The 23,722-nt window shown below is 41.3% G+C and carries 15 protein-coding genes and 4 pseudogenes; 6 read left to right on the forward strand and 13 right to left on the reverse strand.

What is annotated here, in order from left to right:
- Positions 1–9: 9 nt before the first annotated feature.
- The 3 genes from CDC33_RS32910 to CDC33_RS32920 are packed head-to-tail and all read right to left on the reverse strand — an operon-like array spanning position 10 to position 3,669.
- Complete coding sequence (locus tag CDC33_RS32910; protein WP_244919464.1) at positions 10–1,248, reverse strand: diaminopimelate decarboxylase family protein; 1,239 nt, start codon at positions 1,246–1,248, stop codon at positions 10–12.
- On the reverse strand, positions 1,236–3,044 hold the full coding sequence (locus CDC33_RS32915) for an asparagine synthetase B family protein (RefSeq protein ID WP_244919465.1): 1,809 nt from the start codon (positions 3,042–3,044) through the stop codon (positions 1,236–1,238). The genes CDC33_RS32910 and CDC33_RS32915 overlap by 13 nt, the downstream gene beginning before the upstream one ends.
- A gap of 1 nt (position 3,045) precedes the next feature.
- A complete protein-coding gene (locus CDC33_RS32920) occupies positions 3,046–3,669 on the reverse strand; it encodes a DUF3859 domain-containing protein (protein ID WP_109012877.1) in 624 nt (207 codons plus the stop codon).
- A 189-nt stretch (positions 3,670–3,858) separates the two neighbouring features.
- Between CDC33_RS32920 and CDC33_RS32925 the strand changes: the two genes are divergently transcribed.
- Complete coding sequence (locus CDC33_RS32925; protein ID WP_181374286.1) at positions 3,859–5,238, forward strand: hypothetical protein; 1,380 nt, start codon at positions 3,859–3,861, stop codon at positions 5,236–5,238.
- Positions 5,239–5,558: 320 nt separating this feature from the next.
- On the opposite strand, the gene CDC33_RS32935 is transcribed toward CDC33_RS32925, so the two are convergent.
- Entirely contained in the window at positions 5,559–6,491 is a 933-nt protein-coding gene (locus CDC33_RS32935) for a DUF4351 domain-containing protein (RefSeq protein WP_109012878.1), read from the reverse strand.
- A 158-nt stretch (positions 6,492–6,649) separates the two neighbouring features.
- Here CDC33_RS32935 and CDC33_RS32940 point away from each other — a divergent pair.
- Positions 6,650–6,763 (forward strand): annotated as a pseudogene (locus CDC33_RS32940) (CmcJ/NvfI family oxidoreductase); the annotation flags it as partial.
- Positions 6,764–6,837: 74 nt separating this feature from the next.
- Positions 6,838–7,632: a hypothetical protein gene (locus tag CDC33_RS32945; RefSeq protein ID WP_146195900.1), complete on the forward strand. Its 795-nt coding sequence runs from the start codon at positions 6,838–6,840 to the stop codon at positions 7,630–7,632.
- A 158-nt stretch (positions 7,633–7,790) separates the two neighbouring features.
- On the opposite strand, the gene CDC33_RS32950 is transcribed toward CDC33_RS32945, so the two are convergent.
- Entirely contained in the window at positions 7,791–10,079 is a 2,289-nt protein-coding gene (locus CDC33_RS32950; RefSeq protein ID WP_109012880.1) for a caspase family protein, read from the reverse strand.
- 285 nt (positions 10,080–10,364) lie between these two features.
- Here CDC33_RS32950 and CDC33_RS32955 point away from each other — a divergent pair.
- A pseudogene (locus CDC33_RS32955) lies at positions 10,365–10,652 on the forward strand (Uma2 family endonuclease); the annotation flags it as partial.
- A 14-nt stretch (positions 10,653–10,666) separates the two neighbouring features.
- Here the strand turns inward: CDC33_RS32955 and tnpC are convergent.
- Together tnpC and CDC33_RS32965 are read right to left on the reverse strand one after the other, a co-directional pair.
- Positions 10,667–12,141 (reverse strand): annotated as a pseudogene (gene tnpC, locus CDC33_RS32960) (IS66 family transposase).
- Positions 12,107–12,400, reverse strand: a complete 294-nt coding sequence (locus CDC33_RS32965) for a hypothetical protein (protein WP_109012882.1) — start codon at positions 12,398–12,400, stop codon at positions 12,107–12,109. Before CDC33_RS32965 ends, tnpC begins: the two are co-directional and overlap by 35 nt.
- Positions 12,401–12,464: 64 nt before the next feature.
- Here CDC33_RS32965 and CDC33_RS39415 point away from each other — a divergent pair, with 64 nt between their 5' ends.
- The gene (locus tag CDC33_RS39415) at positions 12,465–12,629 is read left to right on the forward strand and encodes a hypothetical protein (protein ID WP_181374287.1); all 165 of its coding nucleotides are present in this window, start codon (positions 12,465–12,467) and stop codon (positions 12,627–12,629) included.
- 37 nt (positions 12,630–12,666) lie between these two features.
- Positions 12,667–13,236: pseudogene (locus CDC33_RS32970) on the forward strand (Uma2 family endonuclease); the annotation flags it as partial.
- 439 nt (positions 13,237–13,675) lie between these two features.
- On the opposite strand, the gene CDC33_RS32975 reads toward CDC33_RS32970, so the two are convergent.
- The 6 genes from CDC33_RS32975 to CDC33_RS33000 all read right to left on the reverse strand — a co-directional run bounded on the left by CDC33_RS32975 (position 13,676) and on the right by CDC33_RS33000 (position 23,691).
- The gene (locus tag CDC33_RS32975; RefSeq protein WP_244919466.1) at positions 13,676–15,829 is read right to left on the reverse strand and encodes a S8 family serine peptidase; all 2,154 of its coding nucleotides are present in this window, start codon (positions 15,827–15,829) and stop codon (positions 13,676–13,678) included.
- 93 nt (positions 15,830–15,922) lie between these two features.
- Positions 15,923–18,250 (reverse strand): CHAT domain-containing protein, encoded by a 2,328-nt coding sequence (locus tag CDC33_RS32980; protein WP_109012884.1) that lies wholly within the window; start codon positions 18,248–18,250, stop codon positions 15,923–15,925.
- 139 nt (positions 18,251–18,389) lie between these two features.
- Positions 18,390–19,823 (reverse strand): CHAT domain-containing protein, encoded by a 1,434-nt coding sequence (locus CDC33_RS32985; RefSeq protein ID WP_109012885.1) that lies wholly within the window; start codon positions 19,821–19,823, stop codon positions 18,390–18,392.
- Between the two features lie 82 nt (positions 19,824–19,905).
- Entirely contained in the window at positions 19,906–20,412 is a 507-nt protein-coding gene (locus CDC33_RS32990; protein ID WP_109012886.1) for a tetratricopeptide repeat protein, read from the reverse strand.
- A gap of 152 nt (positions 20,413–20,564) precedes the next feature.
- Positions 20,565–21,260, reverse strand: a complete 696-nt coding sequence (locus tag CDC33_RS32995; protein ID WP_109012887.1) for a hypothetical protein — start codon at positions 21,258–21,260, stop codon at positions 20,565–20,567.
- Positions 21,253–23,691, reverse strand: coding sequence for a CHASE2 domain-containing protein (locus CDC33_RS33000; protein ID WP_109012888.1), 2,439 nt, complete (start codon positions 23,689–23,691; stop codon positions 21,253–21,255). The genes CDC33_RS32995 and CDC33_RS33000 overlap by 8 nt, the downstream gene beginning before the upstream one ends.
- Positions 23,692–23,722 lie beyond the last annotated feature (31 nt).

A 23,722-nucleotide genomic window follows, 5' to 3' on the forward strand; every position in this document is an offset into this window, starting at 1 on the left:
ATTCCTTCTTCAATTGAATATTTGATTGTTCAACAAAACATTATATTCCTCCCGTTTACGAATTAAACGATGTACATGATTTTCTAACAACACTTCCGCAGGTTTAGGACGATGTAAAAAGTGTGATGACATCGCATAACCATAAGCGCCAACATCTAAAATACCGATAATATCGCCAATTGCTAACGCAGGTAAATAACAGTTTCGGCTTAAATAATCTCGTGAATAAGTTGTGTTTCCACAGACATCTGTCAAGTAAGTTTTGGATTTTGATTCTTTCCACGCGACAATTTCTCGATAACCGCCATGTACTGCGGGAACAGAGAGATTAGCAACGGTAGTATCTACGCCAATAATTTGTTTATCTGATTGCCATTTTACCGAAACTACTTTGGCAAGTAGAGTAGCACAACCAGCGATCGCAGATCGTCCAGGTTCAATAACTAACTCAATATTTCTTCCTAAACGACTGATTTGATCGCTCAAATCTGCACCAAAAGTTTCCCAGTTAAAAGCTGCACCATCATGATGATATGGATAGCCAAAACCACCGCCAAAATCTAGATATTCCCAATCAGGTAAAAGTTTTGCTGTGGCTATTACCTGATTAATTACATTGGTAAAGGCTGCTGTGGCATTAGTACCAGTACCTCGATAAAAATGCAACCCACTAAGTTTTAATCCTACTTGATGAGTAACTGCGATCGCATCAGCAAATTCTTCTAGACGTACACCAATACGGCTATCACCAGTAATTTCTGGTAAGTTCAGACGTAAGCCTAGACGAGGTGCGAATCCAGGAGTAAGAGATTTATAGACTTCGCAACAAAGTTGTAACTGAGAAATACTATCCAAATTGAGAGTTCTGACACCCCAATTTAAGACTTGTTCCATCTCGACACGATTTAAATTACTTCCACTGTATACAATTTGTTCTGCTGAAAAACCTGCTTGTAATCCCAGATAAATATCCCCAGGGGTATTAGCGTGTAGTCCCCAACCTGCGGCGCGAAAAATTTGCAGCAGTGAAATATTGCCATTGGTAACACTCGCAAAGCGAAATTGAGTCTGAGGATAAGAAAAAGCCTCAGTGATGCGTGTGATGGTTTGATTTAAGATGTCAGCTTGGTAAATGTAGAGAGGTGAATCATAAGTATTTAGTAACTCTTCAGCAAGTTCATAACTAGATGAAGAATGGAATTTCTCACTTTCAACTCCTAACTCATAACTTGTTTCTAAGCTTGCCATTTTTTCTGAAATCTCCATAGCTTTTGTGGTATCCAAAATGGATGATCAAAAGATTCTTGACCCGATTCTTCACTAAAAACATAGACTCGCCAAAGTTGCCACATAATCAGCAACCATAAAATTTCACCAATCCGACGACCTTGAATAGTAGCACCTAACTTTCCACCAACAATTTGTGCTGCAAGATGGGGAGAAAAGCGGTTTTCTACACGAAGTTTGCCAGGATTTAAGCACTTACCAATCTGATTCCAAAACTCATTCAAACACCAAGAGGTTAAAGGAACTCCCATACCACGCTTTTGTCGCCAAACAATTTCTGAGGGTAATAAGTTTTCTACGGCTCGCTTGAGGATGTATTTCTCACAAACTCCCTGCAAACAGAGTTCTCCAGATACTTGAAACGTCCACTCAGCCAATGGTAAATCGCAGAAAGGCGATCGCACAAACAACCCATGAGCAAACCCTAAAGCAGTGGCACGCGGATGTATATTTTGTGACCCTTTCAACATCAAACTGGCACGGCGCAACCGATGCAAAACGGCTGTACAATACTCAGGGTCAAGTGCTTCTGCAATCCAATCTTCTGGATGTAAATTTTGGATCTGATCATAAATATGTGGCTGGTAAATTTGAGCTTCGTAACCCCAAAGACGGTGAAAAGTGCGGAGATATTGTTGGATAAAATTTTCTTGAATAGAGAGATTTTCGTTTTGATAAACTCCTGCTGCGATTAAAGGTTTATTCGTCCAACCTGCAAACAATTGATCACCACCTTCGCCGTTAAAAATCACCCTAGTATCTTGGCTAGCCCTTTGTCCTAAAAGAAACAACGGAACTGTTACGCCATCGCCAAAAGGCAAATCTAGCGCCTGTACAGTCGAAATCAGAGCCTTCTGGATTTGATGAGGATTGGCATCAACTTTTACCAAAGGAATTTGCAGATGTTGGGCGACAATTTCGGCATAAAGAGATTCAGAAATACCTGCCTTCCCAAAATCCAAGGTATAACCAATCACCTTTATCCCCGCTTGCACCAGTAAGGCGGCGACAACAGAAGAATCTAATCCCCCAGAGAGAAAAACGCCTACAGGCTCATCTGTTAAGTCAGAAATTTGCCTTTCAACAGCTTGTTGAAGCAGAGCTTGTAGTTGTTTGACAGCCGTTGTTTCATCTTTTATTTGCACACCTGCTTCACACCATTGTGATAAACGTTGAGAAATTGGCGCCCAAAGCCTTTGTGACTCAGATTGACTTTGCCAGACTAATTCCTCTCCAGCCGGAACTGCAAATATTTGACTCACTGGCGTTAGGGGATTGGGAACATAAGAAAAACAAGAATAACCGTATAAAGCCGGAATGTTGACTTCAGGATTTTCAACAACTTTCAACAGCAGTTGCAGACGGGATGCAAACCAAATGACTTGTCCTTGTTGCATCCAATATAGGGGGACTTTTCCAAAAGGTTCTCGTCCTAAAATTAAGCGATCGCTTCGCTGTAATTTTACCCAAATATCAGAGTTTAAATAAGTAAATATTCCAGATGCAGATATAGCAGCTATTCTTTCTGGATGATGAATTGGCAAGATTGATTGTTGCGAAAAACCAATATGAGCAACATTCCAAATAGGATAATTATTCTCGGTTAGCAAGTCGAGATCAGATAACTGGTCAGAGGTAGTATGCAGCGTTTTGATAATACTTAGCCGCGCTTCTAACTCGCATCGAGAACCATAACCCCAATATCCAATAAATTGCTGAGGCTGATTTATCTTTTCGCGCGGCGGCATATTTTCCATACTATTTCACTTCAAATTCTGTTTCGCTAAGTTGGCGACCTTGGAGAAATATTTGCGCCTTCCACTTACCTGGAGTCGATGCAGAACCGATGATATAACGGCACTGAGTATCCCAGATGGATTTGTCAATTTCACGGGTTTGATAGCGATTTTGCTTGACAATTTCACCATTAGGATTAATCCAATTGCATGTTAAATCTAGCTTTTGACCTATGGGTGCATCTTTTAAGGTCACACGATAAAAGACTTCTGGGCTGTTCTGGCGTGAGATATTTCTCAGGTCACTACCATCATCTTGAGTGAGAGTAATCCGGTTTCTTTGAGTAGAAACCCGTTCAAGAGTAGAATTATGCTGTTGAATACTAAATAAAGTACCCATAATGACGATCGCTATAGCAGCAATGACCCCAATAGCAATTGTCCGATTACGTTTTTCCTGTACTTTCAAAACTTGCCGACGCTGCACTTGAACCAGCGCTTCATCTAGCAAATCCGGTGGTAAACCTAATTCCTGTAAAATTTGCTTGACTTGTTCGGGTTCAATTTCTGCTTCTTTTCGTGTTTGCAGGTTTCCGACTTCAGCGACGATTTGCGTTAGTTGCTCTGTAGTTAGTCTCTGGTTCATGATCAAATACCACTCCTACATAAAAAAGCGTTTAATTTTCTGCCAAAATAGCTTTGTTTGAGGTTGTGTGTCAAAGAAACACCTTCACAGCATAACTAAAAGAGTTTTTATAGATATAAAATAGCGATCACCCACTCGCCTTTTTTGCATAAGAAAGATTTTTGCTTCTAGTTTAGCTACAACTGCTCCTTGTCAATTTCCGGTTTTTTCAACTTTAAGTCCTTTACAAGTGGGCAGCAACTAGGAAGTCAACACGTTGCAACGAGGGCTAACATTGCGCTGTTGTCGGCGGCAGATAATGACGATTACAGCTTTATTGACCAGAACTTCCAGCCAGAGTCATTGCAGACTTGGGGTAAGCGTGGTTCTGTAATCAACGTTGAGATGCGGCGCTATCGAGAGTCTGTGCTTGCGGGTTTGGTCGAAGATGGCTACACCGTTATCGATGCTGACGATGCTGATGATGATGAGAGTGGGGCAGTTATCGAGTCGGTTAAAGCCGCGTCTGTTGAATTGTATGCTGTGGAGTGTAAAGCGATCGCTAATTCTGATGAACTCTCTGATGCCGAACTCAAGAAGCTGCAAGACACAAGGGCGAAAACGAAAACCGAACGACATCAGCAGCGCAAGGCTGAATTATCCCGTCGTTATGAAGTTGAAGTTACGCCTGATTTGGTCGAGAAAGATGACGACGCCTGGTATCCTCAGTTGCGGATGCACTACTATTTGACACTGGGGCGGGAATTTCTGACAACTCGTGATGCTAAACGAGCTAAGGCGCAGTTAGAAGCGGGGGAAAATTCGATTTGGAAACCAGATTTTAACAAGGGGCAGATGTTGCCATCGGTGCTGTTGTTAGAAGAACTGAATCTGTTGCAGTTGCTTACGCCAGGCGTTCGGTTACGCTCTTCTGACGAGGCAATGCAGGAATTTAAAGCATTGGCACTAAAGCATCGGCACGTTCTCAAGAATTACTTGAATGTCAGCATATCGGAAAAACTGACTCCGATAGCGATCGCACAGAAGTTGTTGGAGAAAATTGACTTAAAACTGAGTTATGTAGGTCGGCTTGGATCACGAGATAACCGGGAGTGCGTTTATCAATTTGTTGCCCCTAATGATCAACGTGATTCGATTTTTGGGCAATGGTTAAATCGGGATGAAGCAACTAAAAGGGATTCGGTGTCAGTCATGAATAATATAGATATAACCACACCTGTCATTGACACCACCTCACAGTTAATCCCCAAAAATACTGATTTGGTGTCAGCCACTAATAATATAGATATAACCACACAACTGACTGACACATCCCAATCAAACCCCCTTTCATTAAATCAGGTTGAAAGTCCTGTAACCCAAGGCTGGAAGGGGCTAAAGCTGAAATTGCAGCAAGGCATGGATTGCGCTGGCTCCTTCTACAATGAGTTAGTCTCCACAATCGGGGAGGCTGTCGGTGTTGCTGATGGGGAGCCTTACTGGAATGGGTATCTGGGGCAGTGGCAGGTTTGGGTTAACTTCGCTTCGGGGTGCAAATCCGTGTTCTGTGATTGGTTGGTAGCGGTGTAGATCAGAGTAGTACACTATTCCTTCAATTCCATTACTCTGAGTCGGTTATTGTGCAGATTCTGAGTTTGGGGCAAATAATCTCTCTTGCCAAGCCATTGAAAAAAACAATTGTGTGTTTGTTATCTTGTCCGTCGCTTAAAGTGACAAGTTTTGTTCTGCTCATTTTTTCCATCTCAGAGACGGTATTCTCAAAGAAATACGATTTATGTCCACAGTCGCAATAAAATGATGATGGAAACACGGTTCTTGCCATTTTAAAAGCCAGGATAAATACTCCAAATACTACCATGCTCTATGGGATAGATATCTAGGTCATGCTGTTATCCGGCTTGCTGGTTCAACCAAGCTTCTAAATCCGCCACTACAGAAAAATCTAATAACGCCTCTCCTAGAATAGACAATTGCTCAATAGATAATCCTCGAACTCGTTCAATCAAAGATGCATCAATTTCACCAAGACGACGATTTAGCTGACGTATAATTAAATCCTGTTGTCCTTCTTGTCTCCCTTGTTGTTTTCCTTCTTGTCTCCCTTCTTGTTTCCCTTCAAGTTTTGCTCTTTCACGGTCTTGCTGATAAAGTGGTTCTAATCGCATAATTAACTCCCTGTCATCTGATTCTAAATTTTGATTGACTCTTAAATTCTGGCGCAGGTTGTAAACTAATTCTAGCGTTGCTTGCTTGTATGGGTGATTCAATGGTAGCTTTGATAATTCCACAATTGCCTGTGACTGCACACTTCCCCTGCCAAGAATTCTTAACCACAACGTTTCCGGTGTTTGTGGTAGTTGGTGAATAGCAACAACTGCTGTACGTAGAGCATCACCTAAAAAGTATACTCCTGGCAACCACCCGGATTTCTGATTAACGTTAAAGCTTGATAATAGTGCCGGGGATGCAGTTGGACTAAGAACCCATAGTTTCGGAATATCTGACTCCTGAAGTTTGGTTTTATTCGCTTTAGCGTCTCGTCGCAATAGAGCTTTTACTTCTAATAATTTTTGAATACAATCACAAATTTCGTCACCAGAAGCGGCATTCCGAAATGGTTCTAATATTGCTGGAAACTCTGTAAATCTTCCAAGTAGCCCTAGCACTTCTAAATTAGAGTTTTGCTGTGCTAAAGGAGTAAATAGCACATCAATTTCTTTGATCTCTCCTGATATTTTTGATGATGACTTTACTTCCCCATAAGGTTTTAATAGTTCTTCTAGATAATCTTTGGCAAATTCGTCATGTACAAATCGAGTCATTCAATTAGGTTATTAAGAATTAATTGGAAGTGATTAATAATATTTTATCTGTATTTACAACCCATTTTAATCACACCTCAAATTTAAGCCGAATTCAGTCTGTTTCATGCTGTTTCGCAATCAGCCGACAGTTTGCGCTCAACAGTTATGGCGGTATGGACGGACGGGCGAGGTTTGCTGCTCATACTGGGTTTGATGACCCAACAAGCCCACCAGATGCCCCAGCTAGAGAAAGTATTGAATTGCGGACGCTGGTTTTCTATCCTACATAAGAATGATCACGGCTGGTATCCCAAACGGAGGATGCACTATTATTTGACACTGGGGCGGGAATTTCTGACAACCCGTGATGCACTCACGGGCCAAGGCACAATTGGAATTAGGGGAGAATTCGGTTTGGAAACCAGATTTTAACAAGGGCCAGTTATTACCTGCTATGTTGTTATTAGAAAATCTGAATCTGTTGCGGTTTCTTACGCCAGACGTTCAGTTGCGGGGGTCTGATGAGAAGATGCTGGAGTTTAAAGTGCTGGCTGTAAAGCATCGGCACGTTATCAAGAATTACTTGAATGTTAGTATCTCGGAAAAACTGACTCCGATAGCGATCGCTCAGAAACTACTTGGCAAAATTGATTTGAAATTGAATTACGTTGGTCGGTTGGGTAAGCGTGAAAACCGGGAGTGCGTTTATCAATTCGTGCCTGTTGATGATCAGCGTGATTCGATTTTTGGGCAGTGGTTCAATCGGGATGAATTATTTCAAAGTGAGTCGGTGTCAGTCACGAATAATATAAAGTTACAAACACCAGGTATTGACACAACATCACTGTCCATATTCCACAATACTGAAGTGGTGTCAGGCACTAATAATATAGTAAGAGCAACACCACTCAGTGACACAGCACCACATACCCCAGAAAATATTGCGATTCTTGGATGGAAGGGGCTAAAGCTGAAATTGCAGCAAGGTTTGGACAGCACTGGTCAGTTCTACCAACAGCTAGTCTCCACAATCGGCAAAGCTATCGGTGTTGCTGATGGGGAGCCTTACTGGAATGGATATCTGGGGCAGTGGCAGGTTTGGGTTAACTTTGGAGGCGGCTGTACGGCTGTGGTGTGCGATTGGGTGGTGGTGGTGTAGGTCATTCTTCACAAAGCTCACGCCTATTAATCACAGAGATTGCCTCTCTGGTAAAATAGCTTTAGTGTAGGTATTGCCCAAAAGCTATTGAGGTCAATTGGGTAAAAGTTGTACCCCAAGAAAAGTGTCGGTAAACATAGAGATTGTGCCGAAAATAGCTAACTACTGGTAGCAGCAACCACCTCAAATGCGATCGCCATTGCTGCCAGTTTTTTGGTATCAATACCACGAACTCCATCAGGAAGTGCGATCCCTTCGACATTAATGGCGCCACGAGTCCCTGCATCTAAGTCATAAAGCAAACTATTGGTAATATCTAACACTTCATTAGGAATGGCAACAGGCGCACTACGATTTTCTAGTCCCCTTGACTTAGCAATTGTTTGCAATGCTTTGAGAGAAGTTCGCAGAGGTGTTGTACTAGCAACAATCAGGGCTTCAGATATTCCCAAAGGGTCACCAATGGTGAGTTTAAATCCATCATCAACCTGGGGAATTACCCGTTTTTGTTTAGCTTCTATTAATGCTGCATCTTCTGAGGCTGACCAATTATTGGGAAAGATGACTGTCATTTCTCCTTGTGCATCAATTACCAAAATACTAACGTAGAGAGAACTAGATTCGTTATTTGCAATTTGGAAAGTAATCTCAGTTCCTATTGGTAATTTGGCTATACCAGAATCAGAATAATTGATCGGTTGTGCAGGCACTGGTTTATTTGTCTCTCCAGTTTGTTTGTTTACAGCACCGCGAATCGTGAAAGTTTCAGCAAGTAACTCGTTATTGTTGGCGATATTCATCGATGCGGTGACTGCAATCTGGGAGGTGTTAGTATTTCCCATTATTTGCTTGACAGTTCTGGCTGCTAACAGGGATTTTAACTTGGGTTGCAACCGCTTTACTGCCTCAGTTACTGTTTCGTTATTCTTACCAAAAGAGGCCGGAACTATTTGGTCTTGACTGGGTAAAAATAAACCATAACTACCTACGGTGGGGAGATTAACTATTAGTTGTTTCTGTAATTGTTGATGTTTTGCCTCAGTCATGCGCCCAAAAATATATTGCACCTCCAAAGTTCCCAAGGATTTGGGTTCAATGCGATTGATTACTCGTAATGCTTGTGTTGCCTGCTGGGTAGTATTCTTATCTAAGGAGTTATCTAGTCCAATTTTTAAAGTTAAACTGTTGGGAATGCTGCGGATACGTTCTTGTAATAGAGTTCCTGGTTGGATTGGGATTTGTGCCCTGGCAGTCGTTAGTAGTTTACCATTGGCAATTAATCCTTGGCGATCACCTAACTTTACCAATCCTCTTTCACCGCCTTTAGGATCTAAGACGGTTAAAATCATATCTTTTTTAAACGCTTCCAACCTTTGTGAATCTATGCCGCCGAGCCACAATTTCACTTGGTCTCCGTTGACTTGAGTGACCACAGCCTCTGCTGGGAGAGCCGAAAAGGAAGAGAAATAGATCGGTGCGTTGGTATTTTCTTTGCTAAAGTTTGTTTCTAATTGTGGATCTTGAAAGTTTCCTTGCTCTCTAGCTAGAATTTTTGTACTCCGAGCTACATTGATGATCGCTCTATTCACAGGTTCATTGCCACTTTGCTGCCATAGATATTGAGTTAATAAGTAGGTAAAGGCTCCGGCATAAAAGTCATCAAAAGCTGCATCGGCGGCGTATTGTTCACGTTTGGCGCTGGCAATGACCACTCCCTTAGCAACTCCTTTTCTGCGGCGTTCGATAAATTGTTGTTGTGAAAGTCCGAGTTTTTTTAACCATTGTTGCTGATAATCGAGTTCCGCTTGACTCGGTTGGAGGAGTGAACTACCATCACGCGATCGCACCCGCAAATTTCCCCGTGTCCCACCTCCAGAATGACAGCTATCTAACACAACTGTAATGTTGTCTGTTTTCAGTGCAGACATCAATAAAAACAGCGTGTGTCCCATAATGTCTTGGACTGCGCCACCAACAACCGGATATCCTGGCGGTAATTGGCTATCTATGGGTACAAAAGTGCTGTTGAATCCATCTGGGGAATCGCGATCGCGATCTTCTACCCGTGAACCATGCCCGGAAAAGTGAAATACTACTACATCTCCAGGTTTCGCTTGTTTAATCAAATGTTCTTCAAAGGCTGTGAGAATACCTTGACGGGTAGCTTGTTTATCGGTCAAGATGCGGATATCTTCTGATTTAAAGCCAAAGCGGTAAATTAATAATTCTTTCTGCAACATTACGTCATTTACACAACCTTTTAAAGCTGAAATTGTACCAGAATACTCATTGATGCCCACCAGTAGCGCTAGTTTACGGGGTGGACTTTGGGCGAGGACTTGGGCCATGCGTTCGCCCTGCTGCATAATATTCAACTGGCTTAAACCCAATGTTGCGAGAGTGGAAGCGGAAAATTGGAGAAGATGACGACGTTTAATGTTAGACATTATGATTTTATTTATATATTGGCTGAAGTTGCTTTAAAGGATTGTATCTCTGGGTTGTCTGAGGTTATGCAAAAACCAACATTTTTATAAATCTTCCGCTTCGTTGCTATATATTTTAGATATAAATGTAAATTTTACCAGTTCGCTATTAGAGAATCGTTTTGACTCTCGGCAGCTAGTTAAAAGCGATCGCCTGACATGAACTAATAGAGAAATTCGGTCTGAAATACAATTTTGAGTAGTGGGGCAAGATGCAATTTATACTGCACGCCGGAGGTAAACTAAATGTCAGTAACCGCAGCAAAATGGACTTTGGAAGAATACCACCACATGATTAAGGCGGGCATTTTAGACGATCGCCAGGTTGAGTTATTGAGAGGAGAAATAGTTGAAATCTTCGCAGAAGGGGAACCCCACGCCTATTCTAGAAATGAAGCTGGAGAATACTTAGCAAAATTATTAGGTGATCAGGCTAAAGTCCGCCAAGACAGTCCGATTACCTTACCTAATAACTCTGAACCAGAACCAGATATTGCTGTTGTCCAAAATCTCGGACGAGAATATCGTTTTCATGTAAGGATTCAGGTCTAATATTTAGGAAGCAGGGATGGGACAGACAAATAATTATTGGAATTAGCCAGCAGTGCTTGTGCAAAAAAATCAATCACAGACCGACTTTGACGACGGCAGGTTTGCACTACCGTCAACAGATGGGCAGTGTGTTTAAACCTGTCCATTGATCGGGAACCACCACTAACCTTACGTTTGGTCACAGCCAAACGCAGCGATCGCTCGGCCTGATTGTTATCAGGAGGGATTTCAGGATTGTCAAGAAAATACCACCATTGACTTGCTTTATCACGCAAAGAACGTAAAAGGTGGCCAGCTGTAGCTCCTGCTTTGTCAATCCACTGATTGAGCGAGGAGTGCAACTTGGATTTGAATTGATTGACCCAATCGTTATAACTACTTGAATCAAGAGTCTTAAACCCGAAGAGCATAACTGCTAAAAGCTTCATCAATTAAATCAACAAAAGCTTCACCGATAGCTTGGTTGTGAAGACCTGGAAGTATAATTAGTTTTTTGAAGTGACGACGTAGATGAGCCAAACATTTCTGTTGGTCAGCCACTGCATAACCATTGTAAACACTAAAATCGTCGCTGCTGAGTACCCCTGTATATTTAGCCCCTAAAATTGTTTCTAATTCGGATCGTGAGCGAGTATCAGCTGCTGTAAATAAACAGAAATCAGAATTAGCAACTACCCACAACCATTCTTTGATTCCTTTGACTGACCAAGGTGTTTCATCTACATGGATGTTAGGTTGGGTTTGTTTTACCCAATTACTTAATTCAATAATGCTTGGTTCAATTGCTTGAGTAATTCGTTCATTGGTGGCGACTAAAGTTCCTAACCCAATTTCAATTTGCCCCAGTTCCCACAACATTTCTTGCTGTTTTTCATAGGGCATGTGTGCATAATTGTTTACCCATCCCAAGAACGCCTGTAATCTAACTCCTAAATCTTGCCCTGGAACGATATCTGGCGACCATGAGGCTGTTTGTATATTTCCACAGCATTCACACACGCACGTCTGACGTTGATACTCCACTATTTCAATGGGACGTTCCACTAATTGCGCTACAGACTGTTTTTCTATTTTTACTGCCACGGTCGCAAATGCTTTTTGACCGCAATAAACACAATCTTCTGGACGTAAGATTTCATAACGATCTACTCTGCCAAAACCAGAGCGCGTTTTTCCTCGATGCCCTGGTTGTCCTCCTGGTTTCCTTTTCGGAGCCTCACTCTCAAGAAGTTTATCCTGCTGCTTGTTCTCTGTTTTTTTGAGGATATCTCCCGATGGTGGTTTCGATGATGTTTTACTATTCTATTTCTCTACTGACCTTGAGTTTCTCTAGTTCTTGTTCTAGTTTTAAAATTCTGGAGTTTAGTTTCTCTGTAGCGATCGCCTGCTCGACAATGATATCCACCAGTTGTTCCGGAGCCAACTGGAGAAGGGTTTCACGCTCTAGTTTCAGAGGCAGGTCTTTTTCCATAATTGTGATAGTCCGCCTTAGATGTCACACTTGTCAATACCCCTTGACCTGAATCCTTACGTAATGCTTCTTTATATTGACTGTTATGAAACTGCTCATTACCTTGCTGAAACAGTCGGTCTGCTTCAACTTTGTGGTCTGCTGGTGTTTGCGCCAATACCTGCGACGCTTGGAATAGTGGAGGCAAATTTGCAATCGGCAGTGAAACAGTCAAGATGAGAGTGGTCAATGCAGTTAAACTAAGTTTGCGATCGCGCATAGATTTTAGAGTTAGGGGTAAAGCAGGAAGTCTAAGGAGATATATCTCTCACCTGCTGAAGGATATGCAAATTAGATTTACTGTGCAAGAGTCAACAAAAGCGATGGTCAACAGCTTGGTTTGTGACAAATCCGGGTGTGAGTGTATTGTAAATCAAGGTGTCTCACCCGTTTTACAAGAAAAATTAGCGATCGCAAGATGGGCAATAGCCAATGGATACAGATGGTAAACTGGAAAGTACATAACAGTTAAATCGGTGATGTCCCATGAACGTTGTCACACCAAAGCGATTCACTATTGACGAATATCATCGGCTGATTGAACTGGAATTTCTCAAGGAGAGCGATCGCATTGAATTGATTCGCGGAGAACTAATTGAGATGGTAGCCAAAGGCACACCTCATACATTTTGCACAACTCGACTTTGTAGACAACTGGATCGATTGCTAGGCGATCGGGTTGTTGTGCGTTGTCAAGAGCCAATCATACTACCATCAGATAGTGAACCTGAACCAGATGTAGCGATCGCACGAGGAAATGAGACTGACTATCTTCCCCATCATCCCTATCCTGAAGATATTTTTTTAGTGATTGAAATTTCAGACTCAACCCTAAATTACGACCAAACAACAAAGTTAGAAATCTACGCAGAAGCAGGAATTGCTGATTATTGGATTGTCAACTTAAATGTTCGCCAGCTTGAGCGTTACAGCCAACCGTATCAAAATGCTCAAGGTGAATTCAATTATCTCAGCAAGCAGATATCTTTGCCCCATCAGTCAGTAGCGATTCCTGGATTTGAAGATGTCTTATTAGACTTGAGTAGAATTTTTCCCACGGTTGTAGGCAGGGCAAACGCATCTAAATTACTCTTGATTACAACGAGGGTTAAGAACAAACCAAAAAATCAGGATTTCGGGTTTAATTATTTTTTAAGCCCCAAAGCGATCGCCTAAAATTTTCGCAATAAGCAAGAGTTAATGACATTATTTTTAAGCCTATTGAGAATAGACTTTGCTTATTGACATGATGCGGCCGCCCTGCGGTTGTAGGTGGTTAGTCGTAGGTTGAGCAAAACCCAATCTAATCTACAAAAAATGGCGAAGGTATTCTTAGAAAATAGAGCTAATTATTGTGAGAGCGTTGAAAATCAAGATATCTCATTTGTTGTGTCGGAAAATTCAGCGATCGCAAGATATTTTTGACTTGTAAATGAGTTTAATACTTGTGAACGAACCTTTGGCGTTGTGGAAATTTATTCAAACCATAACCCTCTTATCGCGCCTTTTTCACCGCCTGTACCGCCGCATCAGCGTTGACTAATCCTTTACCAAAGAAGTACTGCTGACCTTTAACTGAGGAAGAGACTGCACCTTTACTTCGTAATGAACCATATAATTTGGTATCTTCTTCAGAAATACTCAGCCCTTGATAACTGGCTGTAGATTTCAAGATACTAACCAAGCGTTTTCTGCTAAGTTCCCTATTTTCTCCTTTCATTAATGCAAGTACCCCCGCTACAGCTGGCGAAGAAAAGGATGTACCTTGCACCCACCAATATTTACCTTTAAGATCAACCACAGAAGACCAACGAGATTCAGGATTCGGGATACCTTGCCAAAAGGCATTCAGCCAAGTACCGCCTGTGGCAGGAATTCCACCCAACAATCCTGGTGTATCTAAGTCGCCTCCGGGTGCAACTAGGTCTAATCTCTTACCGTAGTTACTGTAGGGCGCACGATTACCAACAATATTAGTTGCCCCAACTGCAACTACTCCTGTGTAAGCAGCAGGAAAAGATACTTGGTTGAGATTTTCGTTGCCAGCAGCAGCCACAATTACTAGTTTAGGATGTGCTTTGAGAACCTGTGCGATCGCCTCTTCTTCTCCCGGAGTTGGTAAACTACCACCCAGGCTAAGATTAATGATATCAGCACCGCGCGAGGCTGCATAGCCAATGGCTTCAATGTATGCAGAAGGACTATAACTACCATTCAACCCAAATACCCGCACTGGTAAAATTTGAGCATTGGGAGCTACACCCACAAGTCCTTCACCATTTTGCGGTTTAGCAGCAATAGTTCCACTCACATAAGTGCCGTGAAATTCCCCACCTATTTTATAAGTACGAAAAACATAACGTAAAACACTAGCGATTTGCTCTAGAGAGTAATCTGGATTTTTTTCCTTCACCTCCAGCGCTTCTTGGGGGTATTGCTGAACTAATTTGGCATCAGATAATTGGAAGGTATCTTGAAATTTTGCACCGAGAATAGCCAACTCTACGGGGCTGACACGAGTATCAGCATCGCCGTTTTCGCAGGGGTTGCTGCTATTACCGCCAGCAGAAAAATCCCAACCGTGGACTTCCCCTGGACATTTATCAGCAGCTTTTACTGTATACAAACTATCTGCCAAATCAGGATGATTCCATTGAATTAAACTATCTATGACTGCCACAACGACACCGCGTCCGCCGTTGCTACGTTTCCAGGCATCTGTAACCCGCATATCTGTGCGAGACATAGCCGATTTTGTCGCTACAGTTGGTTTTTGCAGACAAGTTTGCAGTGATTCCCAGCTAGATACCTCCTCTTGCAGACATTGTTTGAGCGGTAAGCTATCCAAATGCCACGCCAATCCCAGGAAGTTGGTTTTCGGGGAAATAGCTCTGGTAGATTCAGGGGCAGTATTCTGTTTAGTCAGGTTGTAAAATTGCTGAGAATTTTTTAGATTAGCGACTTGTTTAGCAGCTGTTTTGAGATTTTGGTCAGTAATAGATTGAATAAAGTTGGGTGCAGCAGAAGTAACTCCCTTGACCTGGTTTAGCTGGTTGGCAGCATTGAGAATTTTTGTGCCAGTAGCGACAGTGGATTTGACTATATAGCGATCGCTATTAAAGCGCAATGGACGAATGATCGCTAAATTATTTTGCTGTAAAATTGTTTGTCTCTGAGCCTCAGTCAGTTTGGCATCAAAGCTGATGATAATTTCGTTAGGGATAATAATAATTTCTCGGCGTTGACTGCGACTTAGCACGGGTAGGGTAGTTTGTACATAAGCTTGCTGTTGAATGTTCTGCTGCACAATATCTCTGGTTCCCATTGGCAGACTGACCACAGCATAATTCTCGCCCAAAGGACTGACCCTTGGCGGAGTAATGGCGCGAATACTACCCTGGAGGTCTTTTTGAAGTTGGAGGTACAGGGGAGTAGCCGCAAGATCACGAGTTGCCACTTTTTTAAAGGCAACTGCGATCGTATCTTGCCGTTGGTTTAGGGGAATGCGTTGTCCTTTATAAAGGTAAAATAAATCACCATCCTCTTGGGTTTGAGCAACTGCGCTAACTTGTGGTGGAAGGGAGAACATACCCAAGCCAGACCAAACAAAACCAGTTAATAAAATGCCAGATGTAATGCGTTTCATCATGTTATTTTCTTTGATTAAAAGATTATTTTGTAGTCAGGTTTGTAGTAAGGGCTGAAGCCCTTAAGAAAGCACGCTTTGTGCTTACCACGAACCCTAGTACTCGCCGATTAAGGTAAATGCAGCCCAATATTTTGGTTCGGGATATTTTTGCATTGTTGTCAGCATGGCTTTTCTTAATGCCGTAGCTTTGTCAAGCTTTTGTTGCAGATTTTTATAAAACTCCGTCATCAGAAAAGATGTGGAATTATCATCAACTGCCCACAAGGAGACAATGACACTGGGGACACCTGCGCTAATTAAAGAGCGAGATAAGCCGATGACACCATCACCAGTAATGCGTCCGCGTCCGGTGTCGCAAGCGCTGAGGACAACTAAATCTGCATTGAGCTTGAGATTCAGGATTTCTTCGGCGGTGAGTAAACCGTTATCATTACCGGAGGGTGCAAGAGCGATCGCACTTCCCAATCCTCGGTTATCATCAAGTAATCCATGCGTTGCTAGATGAATGATTCGCGCAGAAGGCATTTTTTTGACTATTGCTGCTTTGGTGGCTTGCTTACCTGTAATTGCATCAGTTTTTAGCAGTGAAGCAATGTCTTGAGCTTCCTTTTTTGCCCACGGTAAATCTTTTAATTGTTCAGGGGATTGTCCAGGTTCCAACACCACTTTCGGCATGATAGGATTACCAACAATCAAGGCATTCTCTAGAGAAGTTGTAGTTTCTGCGCCTCGTTGTCTACGGGTTAAATCTAAAACCTGAATTGATGGCGCGGTGAGGATGGTGTGTTTTTCAATTAGGTATTTGCCTTGTTCATCTTGCAGCGCTGGGAAGGGAACGAGGAATAGGGAACTTTGGGGAATGAAGATAACACGGTTATTCTCATTGCTGGATAAAAGGTCTGCAATGGGCTTGATTAACAATTCATGCAGCCGCTTTAATTGGTTAAGATTTTCACTGGCTATAATACCACCCCTGACACCGATAGATTGGCGGCTGGTAGTAACGAGTTTTGCTAAAGTTGTATTTTCTTTTTGCAAGAGGGATTCGAGGTCAGATTCGCGGAAAGTAACTTCACCTGTCGGCTTAATTACCCAAATGTAGAGTTTTGATTTGTCGTCACCAATAACTGAGTATTGAACTAAGGTTGCGTTTTGCTGTTTGGCGATTTTCTGTAACAACGGTAATGTCGGTTTATCAACAACAGGTTCGCTTGTGGTAACACCTTTACCATTGGTAGACAAGCGTCTAGCTAATAAATCCACAAATGCCCTAGCGCGTCCCCACTCAGAAACTTCCAAAGCTTCGTTATTTTTTTCCTGCCCGATTAGCACTTGTTGCAGTCCTTGGTAAATTTTTGCTTCCTGCTCAAAAATTGACACCTTATAGGCATCATTATTACCTAATTTTTTCCGTAGAGATTCATGAACATCAATCGCATCCCGTAAGCTTTTCTCTGCTTCTGGGAGTTTACCAAATAGAGCAAGGGTCAAGCCTAAATTGTACAGGTTTATTGCTTCTCCTCTGGTATATTTAACTTCTCGCGCAATTAGTAGACTTTGCTGATAATATTCAACAGCTTTACTATAGTTTTTAAGCCGACTATAAGCACTGGCTAAATATCCTAATGTTTGACTTTCACCGAGGCGATCGCGAAATTCTCGCTGAATTGCCAAATCCTTTTCAAAATAGTCAATCGCTTTAGCAGCCTCGCCTTTCGAGGCGTAAACTAGTCCTATATTTCCCAGTACTTGCCCCTCTCCTTGCCGTTGTTTTTGGGAGCGAGCAATGGACAAGAATTGCTGATAGTAATCAATTGCTTTATCGTATTCAGATTTTTGATAGTAAATGTTACCAAGAGTCATGAGTGCCTGAGCTTCATCACTAACGCTTTTACCTCTTCGTGTGACCGTTAAATGATTCTGAATAAATTGACCACTAAATGTAGCTGTTCGTGCGCTAGCTAAATGTTGCTGACTGTATTTAATTGCTTGTTCATAATCAGCTATTAAATAGTAAGCTCGACTCAGATAGTCGAGAAATTTCATTTCTGCCGAACTGTCTAGAATTTCTCCAGCGAGTGCTAAACCTTGCCGAGAAACATCAATTGCAGCAGCATAATCTTCCTGACTGAGGTAAACCTCGCTCAGGGCTTTTAAAATAGACACTGCTGTTGATTGGTCTTTATTAGCCTTTGCGATCGCTAAACCCTGCTGATAAAATTCTATTGCTCGTGGTATGTTATTGAGTTCCTTATAATAATCACCAAGCTTTACTAAAGATAGTGCCTCACTATTTGCAGTTTGAGCCGATACTGACGGGGATTGAAATACTAGTAGAAAATTGGCGGGTATAAATGAAATAATTAAGGTAAGAGTGGTAAATACGGTTAAGCTAATTCGGCGATAATGTATAGTTTTCATATTGTTACCTACAAAATCAGAAGTTTCAAAACGCTACTAAAAGGTTATGCAAATCTCACAGTTGAAAAGTAAATTGAGGTTTGTAGTAAGCATAAAGCGTGCTTAAAAAGTGCTTACTACGTACCACAAAAATATGCCATTAGGACACGCCAATCAGAGTAAAAGCCGCCCAATCTCTAGGATTTGGATACTTTTTCATCGTTGCTAACATCGCTTGACGCAGGGCAGAAGCTTTATGCGGGTTTTTACTTAGATTTTCATAAAACTTAGTCATTAGCAACACAGTTTCTCTGTCCGCCGGACTCCACAAAGAACCAACGACACTAGGCACACCTGCGCTAAAGAAAGAGCGAGATAACCCAATAACTCCATCTCCAGTAATTTTGCCTAAAGCTGTATCACAACTACTTAAAACAACTAACTCTGCATTCAGCTTCAAATTCATAACTTCTTCAGATTTCAACCAACCATCATCTTGACTCGACGGTGCAAAAGCTAGTTTACCAGGGATACTCATTCCCTCAAACTCAAGAATACCTTGTGTTGCAAAGTGAATAATTCTAGCTTGGGACATTCGCTGTTTAACTGTAGTTTCGGTTGCTACATCACCTGTAAGTGCTTGGGTATTGAAAAGACGAGCAATTTCGTTTGCTTCCTCTTCTGCACCCGTTAGCGGACTTAGTTTCTGCGGCTTTTCTCCAGGCTTCGGCGCTATGCTGGGCATGGTGGGATTACCGACTATAAGCACCTCCTTAGCTACACCTTGAATTTGCTGCTGTCGTTGATAAAGTAAATCCAGCACCTGAATCGAGGGAGCGGTGGAAATGGTATGTTTTTGAATTAAGTATTTACCCTTTGCATCTGGTAACGCCGCGAAGGGAACAAGAAACAGCGAATTTTGAGGAATGAAAATAATTTTATCATCCGGTTTAGTTGGTAAAACGTCTGCAATGGGTTGAATTAATAGTTGATGTAATTTTTGCAATTTTTCTGTTAAGCGATTATCTCCTCTAGATTTTCCCTTATGTATAACTAAGCCTTTAACATTTCCCCGGCTGACACCAATCGACTGACGACTACTGGTTATTAAATTAGTTAAAGATGTTTTTTGTTTCTGCCACAGAGGTTTCAGATCAACGCTACGAAAAATGATTTCACCTGTAGGTTTGACTGCCCAAATATACAGTTCTAATTCTTGAGTTTGGCGTTTACCTCCAAGGTTCAACTCATCAGTTATAATTGAATATTCAACAAGTGTAGCGTTTTGTTGTTTGGCAACTTGTTTAATTTTGATAATTGATGGAGAAACAGATAAATCATCTGTTGGCGATAAGCGCTTTACCAATAAATCCACCAATGCACGGGTACGACCTCTTTCAGAAACTTCTAGCGCTGCTTCGTTTGGATTTTGAGCAATAAGGGTTTTTTGCAGTTGCTGGTAGGATGGCGCTTGGGTATTTACAGTTTGCGCTAATACCTTATTTGCCCTTAATAAATTTAAAGGCATTGAGATAGTAGCCACAATAATGATAAAAGCCGGAGCCAGTTTAGGGATTAAGTGTAAAAAGGTCATTTTTTGATTTCGTGATGATTTGGCTGTTCTCTAAAGGTTCACCAAACCCGATTTTTCAAACAAATCGGGTTTGGGGTAGCGTTTAACTCTCCTGTATCTTCTCAATTGCGTCGGTTACTTTTTGGGCAAATTCCTGATTACCTTCTTGTTTAAAGAGTCTGAATGCTTTCTGTAAATCTGCGATCGCACCTTGTTTGTCTTTTAAAGCAAAGTTTGTAAAACCTCGGAAATAATAAGCATAAGCAATATCGTGATTAATTTCTAAAGCTTTGTCAAAATCTATCTTTGCTGCTTGATAGTCTTCCAAACTAAAATTGCCTAATCCTCTACCAAGGTAAGCATAAGCATTATCAGGTTCAATCTTCAGGATTTGGTTAAAATCTTCAATTGCCCCCTGATAATCTTTCGACTCCAAGCGTTTAAAAGCCCGTTTTAAGTATTCTTCGGTATCATTTTTATTTTCAGTTTGTGAGTCGGTAACTTGTGCTATTACTTGTCGAGTATTTAACAAGTTTTTAGCTTCAGCTTTCGGTGCAAAAGTCAATATTCCAAATACTAGAATTACTGCTGCTAATTTCAAACTTTTCATTGTTGTGTCTCCTCAAATACTAAGTGTTTTTATTGATTAGTAAACCAATCGATGTTACCGATTGCGAAACTCTTCGATTGCAAAGGTTTACTTGCTGCTCACAGGTATATATCTCTGAGTGTTGAGAGGTTATGCAAAATCAGAGCGATTTGCTAACGAGTCGCGGAATTCTTAGCGTCTGATTTAGGTACGTCACACAAGTTATCGATATTTTTGATCATCTCCTGCAATCCATCTGAACGATTTTGCACGGAGTAAGCTTGCTGTAAGGCATCTGACCACAGATTAGAATCAGCAAAGTACTTGGCTTTAGCAAAGGCGATCGCCTCAATATCTGCTCCTTGTGCTTGTAGTTGATTTTCTAAAGTCTTCAATTCTGCGGTGATACGATCGCGCTGTTGCGTCTCCATAATTTGAAATGGGACGAATCTCGATGAGTTGACCATCCATTGGTAAGTTTGACCTGGTTGTAGTGGTTGACCTTGATAGGTAATATTCTGAGTCTGTGTTACTGGTTGATTCCATAAGTCTTGCTCACTATTTATTGGACGTACTGCTATTGTTTGCACTCGACCTTTCCAAATAAATAACGGGCGATCGCTCCAAACAATTCTGGGTTTAGCGGGAGCGTCTGGGGAAACCATACAGATAGCATCACTGGGACGAGAACCACCTTTGCGCGGTTCCACTGGAGGCTTTTTACTAAATAGAATTCGAGAAATATTTGCCCAAGAAAAGGTTTGTTGTATTGAACTTTTTTTAGCAGGTATCGCTTGATTAGATAGAACAGGTGCAGTACTCAAAGCGATAGTTGATAGCACCACAATATGTAATAAAAGTTTATTCATGAGTTTTCCTTTTGGAAATAGTAGGTAAAGCGTAAAACCAGAATGCTATCGATGGTAAAGACCAAGGTAATAGGATTGCAGTTGCAGATATATAAATTTGCAAGCTAACCAGTCCATACAACCCTGTAATAATACTGGGCAACATTAACGATTGCAATAGAGAATACTGCTTACTTGGTCGCAGTAAATATATCGTTTTGCCTAGCAATATCGCTATGCAAATCATCCAGAAATCGGGAATTGGAATAACTAATCTCTGAGTTAGAAAATGATGTATTATGTAAGCATGATATTGTCCACCTGTAAATACTTTGCTTTTGTTAATGGGATTTTCTTGATTGCGCCAGTATTTAATAGCAGGTGGTGACTCGGAATCTTTAAAAGTATCATCACCATCTTTGACAATCCCAGCTTCGTTATATCCTCCGGGTGCAATAATCACAATTTGCTGCTGTAAGCTTTGAGGAACAGCTTGATTTTCTAAGAATTGCCAAGCCGGAATAGAATGATATACCTGATTAGGGGGAATGGAAAAGTCAATGATTGGGTGTAACCAACTTTGCTTGAGTGAATAACTCAAAGCTGTAACTAATTGTAGATGCGATCGCTCTGATTTTAAAATCGTTTGATTAGCTTTATTAGCATCTTTTAAAAAATCACTAATCTGTTGAAAAAAGTCTATTTTGCTGTCGATTTTTGGCTGCGGTGCGTTGGGAATTTGTTGCAATTGATACCCAAGAGCTAATAAACTAGCAAAGTGCCAAGGCTGGGATTGAAAATCATCATGGGGTAACAGTTCCATATACCAAGGATAATTGTCAATTTCCCCTTCTAAACTCCAATTAAGATTAGCAATTTCAGGTAGTACCCTCAGCCATACGTTGTCGTTAGAAGTTGCAGAAAATACAAACAATGTCGGACTGGGTGAAGAACTTACAGCAGCTTGAATAGATTTGGCAAGAATGCGATCGCCTTGCTCTTGATGCCGATCCAGGAGATAATCGATACCGACTACCCTAGCCTTATTAGCCGTCAGTTGGTCAACTAGACTCGCCAAATACTGACGATTCATCGGCTTAGGGTTGGATATTTTGGCGAGTCTAATCGATTCTTCGTCAATTTGCACCAAGAGGACTGGCGGTAGACTTGCAACACTTGCAACTTGACGGGTAATTTGACGATAGAAAGCCTGTACCAGTACACGCCGTTGTAACAAAAAGCTCTGCACTGGCAATAGTAAACTAATTATTAGCAAAACCGAAAGTGCGATCGCTTCTTGACGACTTGGTTTCAAACTCTTAAAAAATTCCTTGATACCAAAAGGTTGGAGGCGAAATAAGTCTGCTTCTGGATGGCGAAACAAAGAGGGAATTAGATAAGCACTTGGATAAGTGAAATTCTTTTCTAACTTCAGATATTTCGATGCTGCTAATAATGATTCGTGGACATCTTGATATTGAGCTAATGCTTGGATAAATTGCAGAAAAAATTCTCCAGCAACGCGATTGTGAATTGGTTCGCGCATGACTGCAACCTGACTTAATCCTAAGTCAATGAGTTTATTAGCAATGCTTAAACCCTTGCAAGAATTAAAAATAGCAACCTGCAATCCTCTTGATTTAGCAGTAATTAATGGCTGTTCTATCTCACTAATTAATAAAGCTACATTGGGAGCGATCGCTATTTCTCCACCAGTCAAACTTGTTTCATTACTGTGACCTGCAAAGAATAAAATGTCCCATCCTGCTTCTGAGGCTATTTCCTGAACAATTTTAGTTTTTAATTCAGTAATACTTTCGTGGGGTTGCCAACCAATAAAAGTAATTTTAGCTACCGATTCTAAGGAACTTACAGTTGATTTTTCTGTTTTGAAATCTAAACCACTTTCATCTCCTAAAATTACTAAAATTCTAGCTTTCCGAGCATGGTAGCCATTAGTATTTATTGCTTCACACCTATTTATCGGTGTGCGGACAATACGAATTTTACTATAATCGAGAGCAAATTCTGCGCCAAGTTCCCAGACTTCCCACGGTAATCGTGACAATTCTAGAGGATTACAAGTTATAAAAATATCAATATAGCGATTATTGCTGTTTTTGGTTGCTTGGGCGATCGCTGCCCGAATTTCATATAATTCTGCACTGCGTAACCAGTGATGAAATTCATATAAAAGTTGTGCTTCTGCCTGGACTAGTTGCGAGTGCCAATCAACAGGCGGTGTAGTAAAACTCCCAATCTCTTCTACTTTGCCTCGCAATTTTGTGTTATAAAAACGGAGATAAATTCGCTGCCATTCTTGGTATTTGAAATCCAGATCATCAGGATAGGCGAGTGTCACACCAAGTTGCTGACCCTTACCCCAAGATAGTTCAAATGCACAAAGTTGATCGAATTGTTGAACTTTTAAATTAAAAATAGAAGCAGTCATAATTAATTAACCGCCGATAAACCCTGATAAA

The sequence above is a fragment of the Nostoc commune NIES-4072 genome, assembly GCF_003113895.1.
In the GTDB taxonomy this organism is placed as follows: domain Bacteria; phylum Cyanobacteriota; class Cyanobacteriia; order Cyanobacteriales; family Nostocaceae; genus Nostoc; species Nostoc commune.